This is a genomic window from Bradyrhizobium guangdongense (genome assembly GCF_004114975.1).
GTDB lineage: Bacteria > Pseudomonadota > Alphaproteobacteria > Rhizobiales > Xanthobacteraceae > Bradyrhizobium > Bradyrhizobium guangdongense.
Window position 1 is genome coordinate 7,107,667 of record NZ_CP030051.1, and the last position, 20,926, is coordinate 7,128,592.

The 20,926-nt window shown below is 65.4% G+C and carries 20 protein-coding genes; 9 read left to right on the forward strand and 11 right to left on the reverse strand.

Going from position 1 to position 20,926, the window contains the following annotated elements:
- Positions 1-3 precede the first annotated feature (3 nt).
- A complete protein-coding gene (locus X265_RS34040) occupies positions 4-912 on the reverse strand; it encodes a DMT family transporter (protein ID WP_128968796.1) in 909 nt (302 codons plus the stop codon).
- A gap of 98 nt (positions 913-1,010) precedes the next feature.
- Between X265_RS34040 and X265_RS34045 the strand changes: the two genes are divergently transcribed.
- Positions 1,011-1,874: a LysR substrate-binding domain-containing protein gene (locus tag X265_RS34045; RefSeq protein ID WP_128969509.1), complete on the forward strand. Its 864-nt coding sequence runs from the start codon at positions 1,011-1,013 to the stop codon at positions 1,872-1,874.
- 116 nt (positions 1,875-1,990) lie between these two features.
- Here X265_RS34045 and pdeM read toward each other — a convergent pair whose 3' ends face one another.
- The 4 genes from pdeM to X265_RS34065 form a co-directional block, all read right to left on the reverse strand.
- Positions 1,991-2,662 carry a ligase-associated DNA damage response endonuclease PdeM gene (pdeM, locus tag X265_RS34050; protein ID WP_164938925.1) on the reverse strand — a complete coding sequence of 224 codons (672 nt, stop codon included), beginning with the start codon at positions 2,660-2,662 and terminating at the stop codon, positions 1,991-1,993.
- A 53-nt stretch (positions 2,663-2,715) separates the two neighbouring features.
- Positions 2,716-5,280, reverse strand: coding sequence for a ligase-associated DNA damage response DEXH box helicase (locus X265_RS34055; RefSeq protein WP_128968798.1), 2,565 nt, complete (start codon positions 5,278-5,280; stop codon positions 2,716-2,718).
- A 194-nt stretch (positions 5,281-5,474) separates the two neighbouring features.
- Positions 5,475-6,704: an ABC transporter substrate-binding protein gene (locus X265_RS34060; RefSeq protein WP_164938926.1), complete on the reverse strand. Its 1,230-nt coding sequence runs from the start codon at positions 6,702-6,704 to the stop codon at positions 5,475-5,477.
- Between the two features lie 115 nt (positions 6,705-6,819).
- Positions 6,820-7,746: a class I SAM-dependent DNA methyltransferase gene (locus tag X265_RS34065; RefSeq protein WP_128968800.1), complete on the reverse strand. Its 927-nt coding sequence runs from the start codon at positions 7,744-7,746 to the stop codon at positions 6,820-6,822.
- Between the two features lie 52 nt (positions 7,747-7,798).
- Between X265_RS34065 and X265_RS34070 the strand changes: the two genes are divergently transcribed.
- From X265_RS34070 to X265_RS34095, 5 genes are all read left to right on the forward strand, one after another.
- Positions 7,799-8,833: a ligase-associated DNA damage response exonuclease gene (locus tag X265_RS34070; RefSeq protein ID WP_128969510.1), complete on the forward strand. Its 1,035-nt coding sequence runs from the start codon at positions 7,799-7,801 to the stop codon at positions 8,831-8,833.
- Complete coding sequence (locus tag X265_RS34075; RefSeq protein WP_128968801.1) at positions 8,830-10,491, forward strand: ATP-dependent DNA ligase; 1,662 nt, start codon at positions 8,830-8,832, stop codon at positions 10,489-10,491. The genes X265_RS34070 and X265_RS34075 overlap by 4 nt, the downstream gene beginning before the upstream one ends.
- Before the next feature lie 286 nt (positions 10,492-10,777).
- Complete coding sequence (locus tag X265_RS34085) at positions 10,778-11,080, forward strand: DUF6460 domain-containing protein (protein ID WP_128968802.1); 303 nt, start codon at positions 10,778-10,780, stop codon at positions 11,078-11,080.
- A gap of 30 nt (positions 11,081-11,110) precedes the next feature.
- Positions 11,111-11,845, forward strand: a complete 735-nt coding sequence (locus tag X265_RS34090; RefSeq protein ID WP_128968803.1) for an MBL fold metallo-hydrolase — start codon at positions 11,111-11,113, stop codon at positions 11,843-11,845.
- Between the two features lies 1 nt (position 11,846).
- Positions 11,847-13,226, forward strand: a complete 1,380-nt coding sequence (locus X265_RS34095; protein ID WP_128968804.1) for an MATE family efflux transporter — start codon at positions 11,847-11,849, stop codon at positions 13,224-13,226.
- 88 nt (positions 13,227-13,314) lie between these two features.
- Here X265_RS34095 and X265_RS34100 read toward each other — a convergent pair whose 3' ends face one another.
- Together X265_RS34100 and X265_RS34105 are read right to left on the reverse strand one after the other, a co-directional pair.
- Complete coding sequence (locus X265_RS34100) at positions 13,315-14,412, reverse strand: quinone-dependent dihydroorotate dehydrogenase (RefSeq protein ID WP_128968805.1); 1,098 nt, start codon at positions 14,410-14,412, stop codon at positions 13,315-13,317.
- Positions 14,409-14,753 carry a DUF952 domain-containing protein gene (locus X265_RS34105; protein ID WP_128968806.1) on the reverse strand — a complete coding sequence of 115 codons (345 nt, stop codon included), beginning with the start codon at positions 14,751-14,753 and terminating at the stop codon, positions 14,409-14,411. Before X265_RS34105 ends, X265_RS34100 begins: the two co-directional genes overlap by 4 nt.
- A gap of 284 nt (positions 14,754-15,037) precedes the next feature.
- Between X265_RS34105 and X265_RS34110 the strand changes: the two genes are divergently transcribed.
- Complete coding sequence (locus X265_RS34110; RefSeq protein ID WP_128968807.1) at positions 15,038-15,691, forward strand: S24 family peptidase; 654 nt, start codon at positions 15,038-15,040, stop codon at positions 15,689-15,691.
- Between the two features lie 12 nt (positions 15,692-15,703).
- On the opposite strand, the gene X265_RS34115 is transcribed toward X265_RS34110, so the two are convergent.
- Genes X265_RS34115 through X265_RS34125 form a run of 3 tightly spaced genes read right to left on the reverse strand, consistent with a single transcriptional unit; the run spans position 15,704 to position 17,408 of the window.
- Positions 15,704-16,408, reverse strand: coding sequence for an aquaporin (locus X265_RS34115; protein WP_373291711.1), 705 nt, complete (start codon positions 16,406-16,408; stop codon positions 15,704-15,706).
- A gap of 8 nt (positions 16,409-16,416) precedes the next feature.
- Positions 16,417-16,908, reverse strand: coding sequence for a DUF3237 domain-containing protein (locus X265_RS34120; protein ID WP_128968808.1), 492 nt, complete (start codon positions 16,906-16,908; stop codon positions 16,417-16,419).
- 41 nt (positions 16,909-16,949) lie between these two features.
- Entirely contained in the window at positions 16,950-17,408 is a 459-nt protein-coding gene (locus X265_RS34125; RefSeq protein WP_128968809.1) for an ester cyclase, read from the reverse strand.
- A 95-nt stretch (positions 17,409-17,503) separates the two neighbouring features.
- Here X265_RS34125 and X265_RS34130 point away from each other — a divergent pair, with 95 nt between their 5' ends.
- Positions 17,504-18,115 carry a TetR/AcrR family transcriptional regulator gene (locus X265_RS34130; protein ID WP_128968810.1) on the forward strand — a complete coding sequence of 204 codons (612 nt, stop codon included), beginning with the start codon at positions 17,504-17,506 and terminating at the stop codon, positions 18,113-18,115.
- A 105-nt stretch (positions 18,116-18,220) separates the two neighbouring features.
- Positions 18,221-18,973, forward strand: a complete 753-nt coding sequence (locus X265_RS34135) for a carbonic anhydrase (RefSeq protein WP_164938927.1) — start codon at positions 18,221-18,223, stop codon at positions 18,971-18,973.
- 154 nt (positions 18,974-19,127) lie between these two features.
- On the opposite strand, the gene X265_RS34140 is transcribed toward X265_RS34135, so the two are convergent.
- Positions 19,128-20,771 carry a lysine--tRNA ligase gene (locus X265_RS34140; RefSeq protein WP_128968812.1) on the reverse strand — a complete coding sequence of 548 codons (1,644 nt, stop codon included), beginning with the start codon at positions 20,769-20,771 and terminating at the stop codon, positions 19,128-19,130.
- Between the last annotated feature and the right edge of the window lie 155 nt (positions 20,772-20,926).

Genomic DNA, 20,926 nt, shown 5'->3' on the forward strand with positions numbered 1-20,926 from the left:
CTCTTACACGACGGGCTTTGCGGGGCGCGTCACCAGGTAAATGCCGAGCGCGACCGGAATGATCCCGAGAAGGTCACGCGCCTCGACGTGCTCGCCGAGCACCAGGAAGGCGAACAGCATGCCGAGCGGCGGCATCAGGAAATGGTAGGCACTGGCTGCGGTCGCGCCACACACTTTGAGGAGATGAAACCACAGCCAGGAGGCGAGGATCGAGCCGCCGAGCACGAGAAAGGCGAAGGCGCCGATCAGGCCCGGCGTAACGTCGATGGCGTGGACGTCGGCAAACGTGAACGCGACGGGCGTCAGCACGATGCCGGCCGCAAGGTTCTGCACGCCGTTGCCGATCCACAAGCTCCCCTTGGGCGCGAACAGCTTGAACAGGATGGTGCCTGATACGATCGACGCCAGCGACGCCAGCGTGAAGAAGATGCCGTGCAGAGAGTCGGTCCCGACCGACAGACGATGCCAGACGATCGCCGTGACGCCGATGGTCCCGAGCAGGAGGCCGCTCGCCTTGCGCCAGGTCATGCCCTCACCGAGCAGAAGTGCCGCGAGCGCGGCGGTGAACACCGGATTGGCCGAGACGATCAGACCGCCGAGACCGGCGGAGACCGACTGCAGCCCGGTATAACCGAGCCCGAGATAGAGTGCGTTGTTGGCGATGCCGAGCGCCGTGAAGATCAGGGCGTCACGCCAAGACAGGGACCAGTCGCCGCGGATCAGCGTGGCGCCGAGAATCAAAATGCCGGCGAGCGAGAAGCGCGCGGCGAGCAGGATCAACGGCGGGCAATGGGTGACACCGATCTTGCCCGCGATGAAGGCGTAGCTCCAGAGCAGGCAGAACAGGCCGATGGCAAGCGGAAGCGTGTTGAAGCGGCTGCGCGGCGCCGGGATCGAGGTGGCGAGGGACATGAGGGCATTCTCCTGAGCCCTCGATCTAGGGACCGGGCTTGTCATTTGGAAATTAAATGATTAACTCGTAAGCAGTGGATTTATGAATGGAGATGCCGATGCTCGATCTGGAGCTTTTGCGCAGCTTCGTCTCGGTGGTCGAGGCCGGCGGCTTCACCCGCGCCGGCGAGCGCGTTCACCGCACCCAATCGACCGTGAGCCAGCAGATCAAGCGCCTGGAGGAGGATGTCGGCCAGGTGCTGCTGCATCGGGACGGCAAGGACGTGCGTCCCACCGAGGCCGGCGAGCGGCTGCTCTCCTATGCGCGGCGGCTGCTCACATTGGCGGAAGAGGCGCGCGACGTGCTGCGCGAGCCCGACAGCGAAGGCGCGATCCGGCTCGGCATTCCCGAGGATTTTGCCGCCTATCGGCTGGCGAAACTGCTGGGCGCGTTCTCCCGCTCGCATCCAACCTTGCGGCTCGACGTTCGCGCCGACCAGAGCAAGCATTTGGCCCGCGATCTCGAACGCGGCGAACTCGATCTTGCACTCTACAAGCGCGAGGCCGGGGCCAAGGACGCCATCGCGGTGTGGCCGGAGCGGGTGCACTGGGTCACCAGCAAGAGCCATCCGGTCGATGTCGACGCGCCCTCGGTGCCGCTGATCGGCTTTCCGCTCGGTTGCATCTACCGCGCCGGCGCCATCCACGCCCTGGAGAGCGCCGGCCGCGCCTGGCACACCGCCTACACCTCATCGAGTCTCGCCGGCATCCAGGCCGCGGTCGCCGCCGGCATGGGCCTCGCCATCCTGTCGGAGATGTCGATCCAGGCAGATCACCGCGTGCTCACCGCCAAGGACGGCTTCGCACCGATCAACCGGACGGAAGTCGCGCTGATGGCCGCGCCCGGCGCCAGCCCGGCGACGCTGCGGCTGGCCGACCGGCTGGCCGAGTTTTGCGAGGACGTGCAGGCGAAGGCGGCGTGAGCTTGTGAGATCGTCGCGACCTGCTGCCGCAATACTGGTGCATTCCCTCCCCTTGTGGGGGAGGGAGCGCAGGCGTGCGTGTGGCGCGATTGGTCAACCCAAATGAAGCGCGGCCTTCAATAACACCTTGCCGCGGCGATGGCGTGGACGCGGCGGTCGCCGAGCAGGTGGGCGACGAAGCCATTCTTCGGAAAGATCTTCGCGAACGCGGCATCGCGGATGCTGAGGCCGCCGGCATAGGCGCCGAAGGCTGGCATCACCGCGCGCAGGCCATCGCTGGCGAAACACCTCCGCTCCATGGAGCGGCCGCGCGCAGAGACGCGCGCTTTGGGATGGAGATGGCCGGCGATCTCGCCGGGCGCGCCTGATGGCTCGTGGCGGAAGGTGATCGGTCCAACAGCGACCTCGTCGGCGACGGTGCCGCCGAGATCGCGCGGCAGCATGGGATCGTGATTGCCCGAGATCCAGATCCAGTCGCGGCCGCTCTGCAGCGCGGCAACGGAAGCTCGGTCATCCGCGGAGAGGCGCTCATGCGCGGTGCGGTCATGAAAGCTGTCACCGAGCGCGATCACGATGCGGGGGTTATGGCGGGAGATGACAGCAGCGAGCCGGCCGAGCGTGGCAACGGTATCGAAAGGCGGCAGCAGCACGCCGCGCGTGGCGAAGCTCGAGCCTTTTTCGAGGTGCAGATCGGAGACGACGAGCAGGCGCTGCTCTTCCCAGAACAGCGCGCCTGAGAGGTCGGCTGCGAAGGTCACATCGCTGATGCTGACCCTGGAAACGCGCATGTCCTCGCCATCCTCCGAAACCAGCGCGCCCAACCTCACGTCAAAACCTGCTGCTATCCCATCGCCTCTTTGACCAGCTCGTCAGCGGCTTCCGCCAACAGCTCGTCTGCAGCTTCGCCATAAACTGACTCGCGGCCGATTTCCAGCATCACGGGGACGGCGAGCGGGGAGACATGGTCGAGTTCCCGGTGGGTGATGCGGCCCTGGATGCGCATCAGCATGTCGCTGAGGCGGCGCAAATCGAGCAGGCCGGTGGCGGCATCGGCACGCGCGGCGCGCAGCAGGACGTGGTCGGCCTGGTGCTTGCGCAGCACGTCGTAGACGAGGTCGGTCGAGAACAGCACCTGGCGGCGGCTCTTCTCTTCGCCGGTGTGGCGGCGCGCGATCAGCCCTGAGATGATCGCGCAATTGCGGAACGTGCGCTTCATCAACGCGGATTCGGCAAGCCAGGCCTCGAGGTCGTCGCCCAGCATGTCAGGGTCGAACAGCGCGTCGAGGTCGATCCTGCCATCGCGGATCATGAAGGAGAGATCGCCGAGCGCCCAGATCGCCACCGCATATTCGTTGGCGACGAAGCCGAGCGGCCGGGCGCGGGCGCGCTCCAGCCGGCGCGTCAGGAGCATGCCGAGCGTCTGGTGCGCGAGACGGCCCTCGAAGGGATAGCAGACGATGTAATGCTTGTTGGCGCGCGGAAAGCTCTCGACCAGCAGCTCGCGCACCGCCGGCACACGCGAAGCTTCCTTTTGCAGCGACAGCCAGTCGCGCACCTGTTCCGGCAAGCCGCCCCAGGCGCTGGAATCATCGAGCAGACGGCGGACACGCTCGGCAAGATAGGTCGAGAGCGGAAACTTGCCGCCCATATAGGACGGCACCTTCGGATCCTTGTCATGCGCGCGCGAGACATAGACCTGATCCTCGACCAGCGTCTCGTAGCGCACCACCTCGCCTGAGAACACGAAGGTGTCGCCGGGCGAGAGACCTTCGATGAAGGCCTCCTCGATCTCGCCGAGCAGGCGGCCGCCGCGCGCGATCACGCCGGTCGAGCCGTGACCTGCGCCGCGCGAACGCACCAGACGCACCTTCAGCATGTCGTCCTCGACGATGGTGCCGACATTCATCCGGTAGCTCTGCCGCACTTTCGGATTGGCGACGCGCCAGCGGCCCTCCTTGTCCTGCTTGATGCGGGCAAAGCGCTCATAGGTCTTCAGCGCATAGCCGCCGGAAGCGACGAAATCGACGACATCGTCGAAATCCTGGCGCGTCAGCTCCGCATAGGGCGCGGCGGTGCGGACCTCGGCATAGAGCTCATCCGAGAGAAACGGCTCGCCGCAGGCGCAGCCGAGCACATGCTGGGCCAGCACGTCGAGCGCGCCGGTGCGCAAGGGTGGCGTATCCTGCGCATTCTCGGCGATGGCGTCGATGGCGACGCGGCACTCCAGCACCTCGAAACGATTGGCGGGCACCAGCACGGCGCGCGAGGCTTCGTCCAGGCGGTGGTTGGCGCGGCCGATGCGCTGCATCAGGCGCGAGGAGCCCTTCGGCGCGCCGATATTGACGACGAGATCGACGTCGCCCCAATCGACGCCGAGATCGAGCGAGGAGGTGCAGACCACGCCGCGCAATCGCCCTGCCGACATCGCATCCTCGACCTTGCGGCGCTGGGCGACGTCAAGCGAGCCGTGATGCAGCGCGATGGCAAGGCCGTCGTCGTTCATGCTCCAGAGATTCTGGAACAGCATCTCGGCCTGGCTGCGGGTGTTGACGAACACCAGCGTGGTCTTGTTCGCCTTGATCAGCTCGTAGATTTCGGGGAGCGCATGCCGCGCGCTGTGGCCGGCCCAGGGCAGCCGCTCGCGGGTGTCGAGCATCTGTACCAGCGGCGGCGCGGCGCCGCCGGCGACGACGATGTCGGCAGCCTTTTCCTTGCCCTCCGGCTGCGGCACCAGGAAACGCGCGAGCTGCTCCGGCTCGGCGACCGTCGCCGATAACCCGATCGCGCGCATCTGCGGCGCCAGGCGCCACAACCGCGCGAGGCCCAGCGAGAGCAGATCGCCGCGCTTCGATGTCACCAGCGCGTGCAGCTCGTCGAGCACGATGCGCTTGAGCGAGGAAAACAGAAACGGCGCGTCGTCGGAGGACAGCAACAGCGCGAGCTGTTCGGGCGTCGTCAGCAGAATGTCAGGCGGATAGCGCCGCTGGCGCTGGCGCCGCGACACCGGCGTGTCGCCGGTACGGGTCTCGACCTTGATCGGCAGACCCATCTCGGCGATAGGACGTTCGAGGTTGCGCGCGATATCGACCGCAAGCGCCTTCAGCGGCGAGATATAGAGCGTGTGCAGGCCGCCGCTGCGCTGCACGGAACGGCCGGTGGAGACGAGGGATTTCGCAGGTGCCGCAGGTGCGGCACTCAACTCCACCAGCGACGGCAGGAATCCGGCCAGCGTCTTGCCAGCGCCGGTCGGCGCGATCAGGAGCGCGCTGGCGTCCTCGCGCGCTTTCTCCAGCAGCGCGAGCTGATGCGCGCGCGGCGACCAGCCACGGCTTGCGAACCATTGCTGGAAGCGGTCGGGCAGCAGCGTCTCGGGCTCTGCCGAAGATTTGCGGATGCGGGGCGGCACGGCAGAACAGGTAAGCCGTGAGGATGGGTTCGTCGAGGGGCGGGCGCTTCGCCTCGCCCCGCTTGCGGGGAGAGGCCGGCGCGAAGCGACGGGTGAGGGGGAGTCTCCGCAAGTTCAACTGCCGCCGTCCCCGCGGAGGCTCCCCCTCACCTTCCCCTCTCCCCACAAGAGCGGGGAGAGGGGAAGAGAGAGCCCTACTCCGACATCGGCTTGTCGGAGATGTCCCAGTCCTTGCCGCTGAATATCGAAATGTAAAGCGTCTTCATCGGCGTGTAGTCGTCGGGCGTGTAGTCGTAGGTGACGCCGTCGAGGAAATAGGGCGAGTGGAAGCCCTTCAGGTTGGAGGCCTGCTTCAGCACGTTGGCGCGGGTGAGCTCATCGCCGCAGCGACGCAGGATCTCGCCCATCGTGACCGCCTGACCGTAGCCGGCGAAGGCGATGGTGTTGTCGGGGTCGATGGTCGGGATGTACTTCTTGCGCAGCTCCTCGAACGCCATCACGTCGGGGTCCTTCTCCCATTTCGGCAGACCGACCTCCTTGTTGTAGCGGATAGCGACGATGCCGGCGCAATTGTCGAGGCCGGCGGCGTTGAGGATCGAGCGGCCGGTCGAGCCGGCCGACAACAGCTGCAGCGGCTTCCAGCCGAGTTCGGCGACTTTGCGGATCGACTGCGACGAGGCCTTGCCGGTGGAGATGTTGTAGAAGACGTCCGCGCCCGACTTCGAGAGATTGATCAATTGGGAATCGACCGTGGGATCGGTGAGATCGTAGGTCTGCTCCATGATCACCTGCGCGGTGCCGCCGGCATCGGCCAGCACCTTCTTGAAGGGGCCCAGGAAGTCGCGGCCGAAATCGTCGTTCTGGTAGAGGATGCCAACCTTGGCGTTCGGCTTCACGCTGACGACGTGGCGCGCCAGGATGCGCGCTTCGGTCGGGTAGAGCGGCAGGCCGGCCATGGTCCATTTGAACTCTTTCGGGTTATTCCATTTCGACGCGCCGGTGTTGAGCAGCAGCTGCGGCACGCCTTTCGAGTTCAGGTATTTGTGCACGGCGGTCTGCGGCGCGGTGCCGAGCGAGCCATAGAGCGCCAGCACCTCTTCCTGCTCGACCAGCCGCCGCGTCGCCTCGACGCATTTCGGCGCGCTGTAGGCGTCGTCCATGGTGAGGAACTTGATCTTGCGTCCGTTGATGCCGCCCTTCTCGTTCAGCATCTGGAAATAGGCTTCGCCGATGCGGCCGAGCACGCCGTAGAGCGAGCCGGGGCCGGAATGCGGCACGGTCTGGCCGATCTTGATCTCGGTATCGCTGGCGCCCGCATCGTATTTCTTCTCGGCGGCCCAGACGTAAGGCGCAGGCAGCACGGATGCGGCAATAGTGGCGAATGCGGCGGCGCCGATATCGCGCCGCGATGGATTCTTCGTCATTGTTGTTTTCTCCCTAATGCGCGCATTTTGCTGGGAACGCAGCACGGCTCGCAAGTAGGAAGGCGCAGCTTTGCGACGCAATGACGCTTAAATCGCTTGGCTCTAGCGCCTAGACTCAAGTTTTCTCGGCGACCACGACGAGGCCGCGCACCGGCTCGTTGTTCTCGTTGCGCGGCGAGGCCGGCTCCAGCGTGAGCAACTTCAATCCTGCCTTCGCGATCGCGGCGCGCACATATTCCGCCGAATGGGCATAGCGCAGGCCTTCGCCGAGCACGATGCCGTCGCCGTCATGCGTCTCCAGCGTGAAGGCAAGCACGCCGCCGGAGACGAGCACACGTTTGGCCTCGGTGAGCACAGGCGCGAGATCGGAGAGATAGACGAACGCATCCGCGGCGACGACGAGGTTCGCGCTCGCGTCCGCCTTGGTGCGCAGGCCCTCGATCATGTCGGCGACCTCGAGCTCGGCATAAAGGCCGGTCGCGCGCGCCTCCTTGATCATGCCGGGCGAGAGGTCGATGCCGATGAAATGATCGACCTGCTTGGCGAAGGCCGCGGCCGCCAGGCCCGTGCCGCAACCGAGATCGATGCTGCGCTTGAAGAAGGCCGGCTTCTTCGCGGCGACGCGCGCGGCCAGCACCGCCTTGAAGATCAGCGCGGGAGCGCGATAGCCGAGATCGTTGATCAGCGCGTGCTCGAAGCGCGGCGCATATTGGTCGAACAGCGCCTGCACATAGGCCTTCGGCATCTCCGTCATTTCAGTGTCGCCGAGCCGCATCAGATGCAGGCCGGCACCGTGCTGATCCTCGGGATCGGACTCGCGCGCTTTCCTGAAGGCTGCGATCGCCTTGTCACGCTCGCCGAGCTGCTGACGGATTTCGCCGAGCGTGAACCAGGCCGAGGTGAAGTTTGGCGCGAGCTCGATCGCCTGCTCGATCAGGTCGGCGGCGGCGGGCAGATCGCCCTTGAGCTGGAGATCGCGCGCGAACTCGAAACGGCGGTCGGCCATCAGATCGCCGGAAGTCAGGAACAAGCGGAGCGGCATTGGGAACCGAAGGATGACTCGAAGAATTGGCAAGCCAGCCTATATGACAGAAATGCGCCCGCAAGACATCCTGCTGCCAACTGCTGACGGCCTGTGCTGCAGGCCCGGCGGCTTCCACATCGACCCCCTCCGCCCCGTCGCGCGGGCCGTGATCACCCACGGCCATTCCGACCACGCCCGCGCCGGCCATGGCGCCGTGCTGGCGACGCAGGAAACGCTCGACATGATGCGGCTGCGTTACGGCGAGGATTTTGCCGGCTCGACGCAAGCGATCGGCTACGGCCAGGAGCTCAGGCTCGGCGACGTCAAAGTGAAATTCCACCCGGCCGGCCACGTGCTGGGCTCGGCGCAGATCGCGGTCACGTGCAAGGACACCTGCATCGTCGCGTCCGGCGACTACAAGGATGCGCCCGACCCGACCTGCGTCCCGTTCGAGCTGGTGCCTTGCGACGTCTTCATCACCGAAGCCACGTTCGGCCTGCCGGTGTTTCGCCACGGCGATGCGAGCGAGGAGGTGAAGAAGCTGCTCGCCTCGGTCGCGCTGTTTCCGGAGCGGGCGCATCTCGTCGGCGCCTACTCGCTCGGCAAGGCGCAGCGCGTGATCGCGCTGCTCCGCCAGGCCGGCTATGACGCGCCGATCTATCTGCATGGCGCGATGGAGACGATCACGCATTACTACCAGAGCCGCGGCATCGCGCTCGGCGAGCTCCGGCCGGCGATGGGCATGAAGAAGGCGGCACTCGCCGGTACCATCACGCTGGCGCCGCCGTCGGCGACCGCAGACCTCTGGACGCGCCGCTTTCCCGATCCCGTCACCGCGTTCGCGTCGGGATGGATGCGGGTGCGCGCCCGCGCCCGACAGCGCGGCATCGAACTGCCGCTTGTGATCTCCGACCACGCCGATTGGGACGGCCTCACCGCAACGATCGCGGCGACCGGCGCCGGCGAGATCTGGGTCACCCACGGCCAGGAAGATGCGCTGGTGCATTGGTGCAAGACGCAAGGTCTGCGCGCGCGGCCGCTCGATCTCGTCGGCTATGGCGAGGAGGAAGGCGAGACACCGGTTCAAGACGAGGCCGAAGCATGAATCGCTTCGCCGAACTGCTCGATCGTCTCGCCTATGAGCCCGGCCGCAACAACAAGCTCCGGCTGCTGTCCGGCTATTTCCGCGAGGTCGGCGATCCCGACCGCGGCTATGCGCTCGCGGCACTCACCGGCGCGCTCAGCTTCAAGCACGCCAAGCCCGCGCTGATCCGCGATCTCATCGCCTCGCGCACCGACGAGGTGCTGTTCGGGCTGAGTTACGACTACGTCGGCGATCTCTCGGAGACGGTGGCGCTGATGTGGCCGAGAGCCGCGATGGCCGCCCACAACAACCCGCCGCCCCCGACGCTCACCGAAGTCGTCACCACGCTGCGCACGCTCGGCAAGACCGAATTGCCAAGGCAGCTCGAACGCTGGCTCGACGAGCTCGACGAGACCGGCCGCTGGGCGCTCCTGAAACTCGTCACCGGCGCGATGCGCATCGGCATCTCTGCGCGGCTGGCGAAGACGGCGGCGGCCGCGCTCGGCGACAAGGACCCGCATGAGGTCGAGCTGATCTGGCCCGGGCTCATCCCGCCCTATCTTGACCTGTTCGCCTGGCTGGAAGGCCGCGCCGAGAAGCCGGTCAATCGTGATCCCGCGCCGTTCCGCCCGGTGATGCTGGCGCATGCGATCGAGGACAGCGATTTCGCGAGCCTCGATCCTGCCGACTACATCGCCGAATGGAAATGGGACGGCATCCGCGTGCAGGCCGTCGCCGGCCGCGACGACGGCGGCCAGATCACCGCGCGACTTTACTCACGCACCGGCGAAGACATCACCGGCAGCTTCCCGGACCTCGTGCCGTCCCTGCGCCTGCCCGGCGCGATCGACGGCGAGCTGTTGATCCTGCGCGAAGGGCGCGTGCAGAGTTTCAACGTGCTTCAGCAGCGGCTCAATCGCAAGGTCGTTTCGCCAAAGCTGATCAAGGAATTTCCGATTCACCTGCGCGCCTATGATCTGCTCGGCGACGACGAGAACGATCTGCGCGAACTGCCGTTCGCGGAACGGCGCGAGCATCTCGAGAGGTTCATCGCAAAGCTCGACGATCCCCGTATCGATCTCTCCCCCACCGTTCCCTTCGCGAGCTGGGGCGCACTCACCGCCGCGCGCGCCGATCCCGCAAGTGCCGGCGCCGGCGAGGACGCCGATGCCGTCGAAGGCGTCATGCTGAAGCGGCGCGATGCGCCCTATCTGCCGGGGCGGCCGAAAGGGCAATGGTGGAAATGGAAGCGCGATCCGCACATCATCGATGCCGTGCTGATGTATGCGCAACGCGGCCACGGCAAGCGATCGTCCTACTACTCGGACTACACCTTCGGCGTCTGGACCGGGACCGAGAATGGCGAGGAGCTCGTCCCGGTCGGAAAAGCCTATTTCGGCTTCACCGACGAGGAGCTGCTGCAGATCGACCGCTTCGTCCGCCGCAACACCACGGAGAAATTCGGTCCCGTCCGCCACGTCGTGCACGAGGGCGACAAGGGGCTGGTGCTGGAGGTTGCCTTCGAGGGGCTGCAACGCTCGCCCAGGCACAAATCCGGCGTCGCGATGCGCTTTCCCCGCATCAGCCGCCTGCGCTGGGACAAGCCGCCGCGGGAGGCGGACAGGCTGGAGACGCTGGAACGGATGCTGAAGGAAGAGGCGGCGGAGATTGAAGCGTGAATGGTCACCGCGAAGGCGGTGCGCTCCACCGCCCGCTTGCGGGAGACGGCGAGAGGGCTGTCTCCGCCTTGGGATTCCGCCAGCGGACAAAGCCCTCACCCGCGCCTTCGGCGCGACCTCTCTCGCAAGCGGGAGAGGTTAAGCGCCCGCGGCCCGACTGAATTGCACCAATCCGTCTTCCCAGCGCGCCTGAATTAAACTCCGGTAAGCCGATTGACGCGCCGTTACGGGTTCCCCATGTCCCTGGCCGTGCCCTATAATGGGGACGAATCTGAAGGAGTTTGCGATGCGCCCCGACGTCAGAGATTTGCCGGCCGGTCCCAGCGATGGCCTGCACCGCTTTCTCGGCGGTTCGCCGCTGGCGGTCGCGTTTCGCCTGGTGCTGCTCTCGATCCTGGTCGGCGTCGTGCTGGCGGCGATCGGCTTCGATCCCTGGAATATCCTCATCAGCATCCGCCTGCTGTTCCAGCGGCTGTGGGATCTCGGCTTCGATGCCGTGAACTGGCTGTGGCGCTACTTCCTGCTCGGCGCTGTCATCGTGATCCCGATCTGGTTCTTGTCGCGCCTGTTCGGCTCGCCACGCCGCTGAATGGGGTCGGACACAGGGAGCCCGCAGCCGATGCAACTCCGCTTTGTCGGCTGCGGCGACGCCTTCGGTTCCGGCGGCAGGCTCAACACCTGTTTCCATGTCTCGGGTCGCACCGCGAATTTCCTGATCGATTGCGGCGCGTCGGCGCTGCCGGCGTTGAAGCGGCTCGAGATCGAGCGGAACGAGATCGATCTCATTCTCATCACGCATTTCCACGGCGACCATTTTGCCGGCCTGCCGTTCTTGCTGCTCGACGCCCAATTCGCGCGGCGGACAAAGGAGCTGACGATTGCGGGTCCTGAGGGCATCCAAACACGGCTCAGCCAAGTCATGGAGGTGCTGTTCGAGCACTCCTCCAAAACCAGGCAGCGGTTCGAACTCGACGTCGTCGAACTGGCGCCGGAGCAGAGCCGCAGCTTCGGCCCGGTGATGGTGACGCCCTACCCGGTCGTGCACGGCGAGTCCGGCGGGCCGTTCCTCGCCTACCGCATCGAAGTCGAAGGCCGCACGCTCGCCTACAGCGCCGACACCGAATGGACGGAGGCGCTCATTCCGCTGGCGCATGGCGCGGACCTTTTCATCGCCGAAGCCTATATGTACGAGAAGGTGGTCAAGAACCATCTCAGCCTGAAGACCTTGGAACAGCATCTGCCAAAGATCGGCGCAAAGCGCCTCGTCCTCACCCATATGAGCGATGACGTGCTGTCGCGTCTCGACACGATTGAGCATCTCGCGGCCGAAGACGGCATGGTGCTGGTGCTCTGAGATGAACGCACCGCTTCCTCAAAGGGTCGGCTCGCGCCAGGTGTTCGCCATCGCGGGCCCCGCGATGGTGGCAAACCTGACGACGCCGCTGATCGGCGTGGTCTCGACCACGGCGATCGGCCGGCTCGACGATGCCGCGCTGCTCGGCGGCGTCGCGATGGCCTCCGTGATCTTCGACTGCCTGTTCTGGCTGTTCGGCTTCCTGCGCATGAGCACGCTCGCCTTCACCGCGCAGGCGCTCGGCGCCGGCGAGACGCGCGGGCAGACCGTGATCCTGGTGCGCGGCTTCATCGTCGCAGGCCTGATCGGCGGCGCTCTAATCTTGCTGCAGATGCCGCTGGCCGGTGCGCTGTTCGACCTGATGGGCGGCAGCGCGGGCGTCACGCACGCAGCCAAGACCTATTTCATGATCCGGATCTGGTCGTCGCCGTTCGCCTTCGCCAACTACGTCATTCTCGGCTGGCTGGTAGGACAGGCTCGCGCCAATCCGGCACTCGCGCTCCAGGTCGTCATCAACCTCATCAACATGGCGGCGACGATACTGCTGGTGCTGGTCTACGACACCGGCATCGCGGGCGCGGCGGTCGCCGCGCTGCTGTCGGAGAGCATCGGCTTCGTGCTCGGCGTCATCGTGTGCCGTCGCCACGCGCATGGCGGCTTTGCCGTGCCGCGCGCGACGCTGTTCGATCGCGCCAAGCTGATGCGGCTGCTGTCGGTGAACTCCGACATCATGATCCGCACCGCGGCGCTGATCACCGTCTTCCTGTTCTTCACCGCCAAGGGCGCGCGCGCCGGCGACGTCACGCTGGCGGCGAACTCCGTACTCAACAATTTCCTGCTTGTCAGCGCCTTCTTCCTCGATGGCCTCGCCAACGCCGCCCAGCAGCTCTGCGGCCGCAGCTTCGGCGCGCGCGATGCAAGGGGGTTTGCCGATTCGACCCGGCTGGTGCTGCTGTGGGGCCTCGGCTTCGCATTGGTGGTCGCGGTGCTGTTCGCGCTGTTCGGCCCTGACATCATCAACTTCATGACGGCGAGCGAGGACGTCCGCCGCGCCGCGCGCGACTTCCTGCCGTTCATCGTGCTGGCACCGATTCCCGGCGTGTTCGCGTTCGGCTTCGACGGCATCTATGTCGGCGCCACCTGGGCGCGCGAAATGCGCAATCTGATGCTGGTCTCGCTCGCGATCTTCATGGGGGTATGGTGGGCGCTGCAATCTCTCGGCAATGCCGGACTGTGGTGCGCGCTGCTCGCGTTCTACCTGGCGCGTGGCGGGTTGCAGGGCGCGCGGTATCCGGCGCTGTATCGGGCGACGTTTTCCTCCCCCTCGCCCCGCTTGCGGGGAGAGGGTCGGGGTGAGGGGGAGTCTCCGCAAGGACGGTGAGAATTGGACCCGCGGAGAGTCCCCCTCACCCGGATTGCATCTCCGATGCAATCCGGCCTCTCCCCGCAGGCGGGGAGAGGCGAAAGAACTACATCCCCGGCCAGTCTTCGGCGGTGAGTGTGGCGGCATCGGCGCCGACGATCTCCGACAACGAATCCCGCCCGGTGCGCAGCAAGGTCGAGGTCAGATCGCGCTTGATCTCGTCGACGAGGCCGAGGCCCTTGTAGACCAGCGAGGAATAAAGCTGGATCAGGCTGGCACCGGCGCGGATCTTCGTCAGCGCGGCGCCGCCGGAATCGACGCCGCCGACGCCGATCAACGGGAATGCGCCTTCGACGCGCACATAGGTTTCCGCGACCATGCGCGTCGACAGACGGAACAGCGGCCGGCCGGACAGGCCGCCCTGCTCCTTCGCGCGCATCTCCTCGCGCAGCGTGCTCGGCCGCGCGATCGTCGTGTTCGACACGATCATGCCGTCGACCCGGCGCGAGCGCGCGACCTGAACGACATCGTCGAGCTGGGCGAGGCTGAGGTCGGGCGCGATTTTCAGCAGCACCGGCGTGTCGCCGGCCTTCTGCCTGACGCGCTCGCGGGCATCGATCACATGTCCGAGCAGATCGTCGAGCAGCGCCCCTTCCTGCAAATTGCGCAGGCCGGGCGTATTGGGCGAGGAGACGTTGACTGTGAAATAGCCCGCGACCGGCGCGAAGGTCTCGATCAGCTTGACGTAGTCGGCGACACGGTCGGGCGAATCCTTGTTGGCGCCGACATTGACGCCGACGATGCCGCCGTTGGCCGCGCGCGCGGCAAGCCGGCGCAGCACCGCGTCCGCGCCGTCATTGTTGAAGCCCATGCGATTGATGACGGCCTCGTCGCGCTCGAGCCGAAACAGCCGCGGCCTGGGATTGCCGGCTTGCGGTTTCGGCGTGACCGAGCCGATCTCGACGAAGCCGAAGCCGAGCCGCAGCAGCGCGTCGGGGACTTCCGCGCTCTTGTCGAAGCCTGCGGCCATGCCGATCGGGTTGGGGAAGTTGAGCCCGAAAGCGCGCACCGCGAGCTTGGGATCGTCAGGCCGCGGTTTCACCGGCGGCAGGAAGCGCAAGCCCTGGATCGCGAGCCGATGCGCGTCCTCCGGATCGAGCCAGCGCAGCACCGGCAGCGAGAATGCATCGAAAGCGCGGATCACGGGGCGAGCTCCGGAACGTCGTGCCCGCCATCCGAGCGCATGTTGAGGTTTATCACCGAGAGCACGGCGCCGAGATCGAGCTCGCCATAGAGATGCGGAAACAGCTCCTCGTTGCGCGAGCGCTCCCAGCGCAGCGCACTTCCGAGCGCATCGCTGTCGACCTCGACCAGGAACAGCGCGCGCTGGCCGAAATAGTGCTTGCGCAGGGTCTCCGGAACCTGAGGCGCGGTGGAGAAATGGATGAATCCATCGCGCGAATCATCCGCGCTCCCCCGGTACACGCCCTGCCGTTCCGCCTCGCGCCAGGCCGGGGCCGGACAGATTTTGTAGATCTTGACCACCTGTTCCGGCGTCCTGCTTGCTCTTTGAGTCTGTTGGGGTTTTCGGACCCTATGGGCGGACCCGGGGCGCGACCGTAAAGGCCGCCTTCCCTGAACTCAAGAGTTACGGCTGCTCGGATCGGCTGAAATTGGGGCGAGGCTGAAAATTGTTGTTTTGACCCGTTTTCTCAACGCGAACCGGCATCCATTTCGCTGGCGAACGCCTTGCCGCCCCCTTGCGCGAAAAACGGAAAACCGGTTGATTTGAGGACAGTTTTCCTGAGTTGCGACGGGCTGGACCTAGCATGGTCAAACAGGCCAAAGCGCAGAGGATGCTGACCCACGACCGGATCTGGGCCGCACTGGATCGTCTGGCCGCGGGCGCCGGGCTGTCGCCGTCCGGCCTTGCCAAGCGAGCCGGGCTGGACCCGACCACCTTCAACAAGTCCAAACGCGTCACCTCCGACGGGCGCGAACGCTGGCCCTCCACCGAATCGATCGCCAAGGCGCTGGCAGCAGCGGACTCGTCGATCGACAGTTTTGCCAGGCTGATCGACGAGCATTCCGGCAACGGCCGCACCGTACCGCTGCTCGGCTTCGCGCTCGCCAGCGCGAATGGTGCGTTCGACGAGCAAGGCTTGCCGTCCGGCAAAGGCTGGAGCGAGATCGCGCTGCCGGTCGCCGAGGACAGCAGCACTTTCGCGCTGGCAATCTCCGGCGATGCGCTGCTACCTGCCTACCGCGACGGTGACGTCATCCTGGTTTCGCGCGGCGCGCCGATCCGCAAAGGCGACCGTGTCGTGGTGAAGATTGGGGCGGGCGAGGTGATCGCGGCAACGCTGAAGCGACGCACGGCGAAGGCATTGGAGTTGCTGCCGCTCGGCGCAACGCAGGCCGAGCGCACGCTCATGACAAGCGAGGTTGCCTGGATCGCGCGAATCGTATGGGCGAGCCAGTGATCTCGGCCGTCGTCAACGCGTGTTCGGCACGAGCCAGCGAAACAACAACACAGCAGTCAGAGCGCCGAGCAGCTCCGCCGCGAGGAAGCCCGGCACGTCCATCGGGCGAATTCCGGAGAACGTATCAGTCAATGCGCGCGCGAGCGCGACGGCCGGATTGGCAAAATCTGTCGCTGTGAACCAGAAGCCGCCGCCGATATAGGCGGCCACCACCCCCGCAAGTGCAGACGGCCGCAGGCGCGAGCAGGTCCACACCATTCCGATCAGACCGAACGTAATCAGGAACTCGCTCAGCCACTGCGACGGGCCGCTGCGAAGGTGGGACGAAAATGCATAGAGCGGCATGTCGAACATCGCATCGGCGATCGCGACACCGGCAACGGCACCGGCCAGTTGGGTCAGCACGTAAAATCCCGCAGATCGCAGCGCGATATCGCCGCGGATCGCCATGACCAGCGTGACGAGCGGATTCAAATGCGCGCCCGACAACGGCGCGAGCCATACGATCAGAGCATAGAGCGCAGCGCCTGTCGCTAGCGCATTGGCGAGCAGCGCCAGCGCGACGTTGCCCGCCGCCAGCCGTTCGCCGAGAATGCCAGAGCCGACGATCGCAATGAGCAGAAATACGGTGCCGAGCGCCTCCGCGACCAGCGATCGCGGCAGCGAGGCGTTGTCGTCGCGACTGCCGACCTGACGCAGCTCGCTCCACGCATCCACGGCAGGCCTCACAGCACTTCGAAGATCTTGTAGGCGACGGCACCTTCAACCAGATAGCCCTTGCCGACGCAGACGACGTCATTGACCCAGGAATAGAGTTGAGACCCGGTCTCGAACAGCGGATTGGTCCGGAAATAATAGCGAGAGGGATCGATTTGGAGGCGCCGAGCAGGATCGGCCATGTCGGCGCGTAAATCCTGCGGCGTCACCCAGCGGCCACCATAGGTCATGTAGATCAGCTCGCCGTCATGCGTGCGCAGCGACAGGCGCACATCGAGCATCATGGCGCCATCGGCACGAAACAACGCCCAGTCGCCACCGCCCCGCAGCACCTCGCCACGCAACCGCGGCCCCTCAAACGAGCCCCCGGCTGCACCGAACAGCACGCGCTGCCCTACAGGACCCGCACCGAAATTGAGCCGTGGATCGAGATTGACGACGATGTCGAACAGATGCGTGGTCGCGAGGTCGCCGACGGATTTGACGCGGGGATCAGCCATGGACCGGCACTCCTTGATGTCCTGTTGATTGTGCAGGCGGCCTACGCTGCCTGCGAGGCTTCGCCGAACAGCTTGCGTCTCGCGGCATCGGTCGAGATGCCGGATTGGGCGCAGAGCTCGGAGAGGTCGAAAACGAAGCGTTCATGCGCGATCTTGTCGTCGCGAAAGGCGAAGGCGATGAACACGGGCAGCTCCGCGCGGCGCCCGTTCGGCACCTCCCCGAAACGGTCCCCCGTCATCGTCATGCGCGCGGTTCCCCAGCAGACCAGCGTCTCGGCGGAACTGGCATGGCCATCCAGCGTAACGTGATAGTCGGGGAAGGATTTGAAGAAACGCGTCAGGATGCGCGCGTTTTCGGCCAGCCCCTTCACCCTCGTGCCGAAAGCCGGCGTTTCCAGAACCATTTCCGGATGCAGAACCTCCAATGCTGCGGCCACGTCCTGCCGGCTCTTGGCGATCGCCAGCTTCTCCGCCAGCTCATACATGCGTCCGCCGTTCATGACTCCCCCGAAATACAATCTACTCGTTTAATACATACACCGCGTATGTTATATGCTGCTTGATACCGGCGCGTCAAGCCTTAGGATTGCACGCCATGCGGGCGAAAGAACCTCCGAAAAGCCGTCGGGAAGAATACAGCGAGGCCACGCGGCAGGCGCTGCTCGATGCCGGTCGCGCAGCGTTTGCAGCGAACGGATTTCAAGCCGCGGGCATGGAGGCGATTTCCCGGGCGGCGCGGGTCACGCGAGGCGCGTTCTATCACCACTTCGAGGACAAGAAGGCGCTGTTCGACGCCGTAGTGGTTGCCATGCAGCGCGAAGCAGCGGCCAGAATCGAGGCGGCGGCGCGAAACGAGCGCAAGATCTGGGATCGCCTCAGCGCCGGGATCGAGGCCTATCTCGATGCCTGTGAAGAGCCGGACTACGCCCGCATCGTCATTCAGGAAGCGCAGGCCGTGCTCGGCGAGCCGCGTTATCGCGAAATCGAAGAGACCTATCCGACCGCGCTCTTGATCGCCACGCTACGGGCCCTGAAGCGCGACGGCGAGCTCAACGCGGATGACGTCGATCTGCTCAGCCGGATGATCGATGCCATGATCTGCAAGATCGGATTGCTGCTGCCTCACACAGACGATCCGAGGAAGCTGCGCAAGGACGGACAAAAGATCGTCGCGACCGTTCTGGAGACATTTCGCCGGAAGGTGTGAACCTACCTGCGCTCAAGGCCGCCGCTCGTTCGCCATTGCGACTCACATCTCCTCTCGCATAGGTTGCGCGCGCATCACCGAGCAAATTCGCTGAGGGGGAATACAATGAATCGTCGTCACGCATTGAAGGCGCTTGCAGGTCTCGCGCTTTGTCCGGTGTGCAAGCCGGCCTTCGCCGCCGAGGGCGTGCACTGGGGCTATGAGGGAGCCGGCGCCCCCGCAAAATGGGGCGATCTCGATGGGGCCAACAAGGCCTGCGCGGTCGGCCTGCAGCAATCGCCGATCGATATCGAGGCGACGGTCAAATCGCAGCTGCCGGCGCTGAAGCTGAACTGGGGCAAGAGCGCCGACACCATCGTCAACAACGGCCACACCATCCAGCTCAACTTCGCCGAGGGCAGCACGCTTCTTCTCGGCGACGTCAAATACAAGCTGGTGCAGGTGCATTTCCACCGCCCGAGCGAGCACATGATCGGCGGCAAGAATTTTCCGATGGAGGCGCATTTCGTCCACCGCAACGAGGCCGGCGGGCTCGCCGTGGTCGGCGTGCTGATGGCGGAAGGCAAGCCGAACGCGGCGTTCGGCAAGATCGTCAAGACGATGCCGGCGGCGGAAGGCCCCGCGGTGAAGGCGGATGCGGGCATCGATCCCCACGCCCTGCTGCCGCACAGGCTCAGCTATTTCCGCTATCCCGGCTCGCTGACGACGCCGCCGTGTTCGGAAGTGGTGGAATGGCTGCTGCTGACCGACCCGATCCAGGTCTCAGCCGCCGACGTCGCCGCGTTCGCAAAGCTCTATCCGATGAACGCGCGTCCGGTGCAGAAGGACAACAGGCGTTACGTGCTCAAGTCGATTTGAGCGGGTGGCGCCACTCCGCGAGTTCGCCGTATTACTCGCTGTCATTCCCCGCGAAGGCGGGAAATCCAGTACGCCGCGGCGTCTCGGCCTCATCACAGCCGTCTCGGACTACTGATCGCCCGGTCAAGCCGGGCGATGACGCCGAGGGTATACCTCACGCGCTCCGCGCCAGCGCGCCGTCGATCATGTTGACGGCGTTCTGCACGCCATAGACCGCGACGAAGGAGCCGAAGCGCGGGCCCTTCTCCTGGCCGAGCAGCACCTGGTACAGCATGTTGAACCAGTCGAGCGTGACGCCGGGGCGGCCGTCCTTGCCCTTCTTGACCTGGTCGAGGAACGGCTCGCGGCGGCCGATCTCGTAGACCACGTTCTGGATGTCCTCGGCGGAAGCGTCCTGCGGGAGCTGCGACAGCGCATCGCGCAGGTCCTGCAATGCGGCGCGCTCGGTGTCCGTGGGCACGCGGAACTGCTTCGTCGGCGCGACGAAGTCGCGATAATAGTTGATGGCGTAGCCGACCATCGCATCGAGCTTCGGATGCGTCTGCGGGCTCACGCCGGGGCGATAGCGGCCGATGAAGCCCCACAGCGTTTCGGCGTTCTCCGCGTTCGACGACGACACCAGCGTGAGCAGCAGCTGGAACGTGACGGGCATGTCGCCCTGCGGCGGCTTGCCGTTGTGGATGTGCCAGACCGGATTGCCGAGCTGCTGCTTGGCGTCCTGCTTCTGAAAGCCGTCGATGAACTGCTGGTAGTCGTCGACCTGGCGCGGGATGACGTCGAAGAACAACCGCTTCGCCGCCTTCGGCTCGCGATACATGAACAGCGACAGCGATTCCGGCGAGGCGTAGCGCAGCCATTCGTCGATGGTGAGGCCGTTGCCCTTGGACTTCGAGATCTTCTGGCCCTTCTCGTCGAGGAAGAGCTCGTAGTTGAAGCCTTCGGGCGGTGTGCCGCCGAGCGCCCGCGCGATCGCGCCCGAGAGCTTCACCGAGTCGATCAGGTCCTTGCCGGCCATCTCGTAATCGACGCCGAGCGCAACCCAGCGCATCGCCCAATCCGCTTTCCACTGGCACTTGACGTTGCCGCCGGTAACAGGCGTTTCGACTTCCTGGTTGGTATCGGGGTCGACATAGGTCACCGTGCCGGCCGCGACGTCGCGGCGGACCATCGGCACCTGGAGCACGACTCCCGTGGTCTTGCTGATCGGCAGGAACGGCGAATAGGTGGCGCGGCGATCGGGACCCAGCGTCGGCAGGATGATGTCCATGATCTTGTCGTAGGCGGCGAGCATCTTCAGCAGCGTCGCATCGAAGCGGCCCGACTTGTAATAGACGGTCGAGCTCGCGAACTCGTAGTCGAAGCCGAAATGGTCCAGGAAGGCGCGCAAGCGCGCGTTGTTGGCGTCGCCAAAGGACGGATGCTCGTTCGAGAACGGGTCGGGCACCGCGGTGAGCGGCCGTCCGAGATACTGCGCCAGCAACTCCTTGTTCGGCACGTTGTCGGGCACCTTGCGGAAGCCGTCCATGTCGTCGGAGAAGGCGAGCAGGCGCGTCCTGATCTTGTCCTCGGTCAGCACCCGGAAGGCATGCCGCACCATCGAGGTGCGCGCGACCTCGCCGAACGTGCCGATATGCGGTAGGCCGGAGGGACCGTAACCGGTCTCGAACAGCACCTCGTCCTTCGGGCTCTTCTTCAGCCGCGCGACAATGGCCTTCGCCTGCTCGAACGGCCAGGCGTTGGATTGTTCGGCGAGCGCACGAAGATCGCTCGGGCTCATGTTGGGATCGATAACGGACATTCAGAAGGGCCTCCGGGCCGCGGAAAATAGCGATTTCCGGGCAGAATGCAATTTTGTGGGCGGTATTGCCTCTCGCACCGTCATTGCGAGCGACGCGAAGCAATCCAGAATCTCTCCGCGGAAACAGTCTGGATTGCTTCGTCGCACCAGTGCAA